The organism is Serratia sp. (in: enterobacteria), from assembly GCF_051654945.1.
Taxonomy (GTDB): Bacteria; Pseudomonadota; Gammaproteobacteria; order Enterobacterales; family Enterobacteriaceae; genus Chania.
On record NZ_JBOFZA010000104.1, the window covers coordinates 1 to 1,272 of the forward strand.

Here is a 1,272-nt window from a genome sequence, read left to right on the forward strand (position 1 = left end):
GCGTGGGCTTTACCATCGACAGCAGCAGCGTGGCGATCAGCATCGACCAGGCCAACGACAACGTGGGCAGCATCACTGGGGCGGTTCTACAGGGAGGGGTGACGGATGATAACACGCCGGAACTGCAGGGGCGTGCACCGGCCGGGGCGGTGGTGACCCTCAAGGACAGCAGCGGTACCGTGCTGGGCAGCACCGTGGCCGATGCCCAGGGGATCTGGAAGTACGCTGTGGAGCCAGTGGCGGATGGTGAGCACAGCTGGACGGCGGAAGTGACCAACCTGGCAGGCAACACCGCGCAGGCCACGTTAACCCTGACGGTCAACACCACGGCACCGGCGGCACCGGTGATTACTTCGCTGACTGATGATGTGGGAGGCATCCAATTCACTTCGCTTGTACAGGGGAATGTGACGGACGATCCGGTCCCGACCTTCGCGGGTACCGCCGATGCGGGTACGCTGATCACCCTGTATGACGCCGGGAAGGTGCTGGGCTCGGTGATGGCGGACGGTGACGGCAACTGGAGCTACACCCCGACAACCGGGCTGGTTGAAGGGGCACACAGCATCAGCGTGACGGCGACGGACGCGGCGGGGAATACCAGCGAACCGAGTGGCAACTGGGACTTCGTTCTGGATATTACAGCACCTAATGTGGGTATATCAGGTAACTCGGTTGAGTCATTGACCGGGATGTCTGAACCAGGTGCAACTATTACAGTAGTTGATGCTGCTGGTGTTGAATACACAGCGATCGCCGACCAGACTGGACGCTGGGTTATCGCCCCAAACCCTATTGCGGCAGGGGTATCAGGGCATATTTATGCGACTGACCCTGCTGGTAACCAAGGCAGCCCAGTTTCGTTCCAGGGCTCTGCTCTAGGCAGTTACAGTTTGTTAAATGAGAGTATCCAGATAAATACCACCATGAGTGGCGATCAGGCTAACCCGAGCGTAACCCGCCTGGTAGATGGACGCCTGGTGGTTGTCTGGCAGGGTGGGGTTGCCACTTCGGAAATCTATATGCAGCTGTATGCCGCCGATGGGGTACACAAGATCGGCACCGAGCAGCAAATCAACCAGCGAACCAATGGTAACCAGGACAGCGCGCAGGTAGTGGCCCTGGCCGACGGGGGCTTCCTGGTGGTGTATGAGTCCTATCAGGGCGGGCTGGATAACAATGCTGACGGTATCATCGCCCGTCGCTACGGTTCAGACGGCCAGGCGGTGACGGACGAATTCCTGGTGAATACCAACGTTACCGGTGGGCAGA

1 protein-coding gene is annotated in these 1,272 nt (G+C 59.5%); it reads left to right on the forward strand.

Annotation, left to right across the window (positions count from 1 at the left end; genetic code table 11):
- The coding region (locus ACRDCA_RS24905; protein ID WP_438691928.1) for an Ig-like domain-containing protein at nucleotides 1-1,272 on the forward strand (1,272 nt) is incomplete at both ends.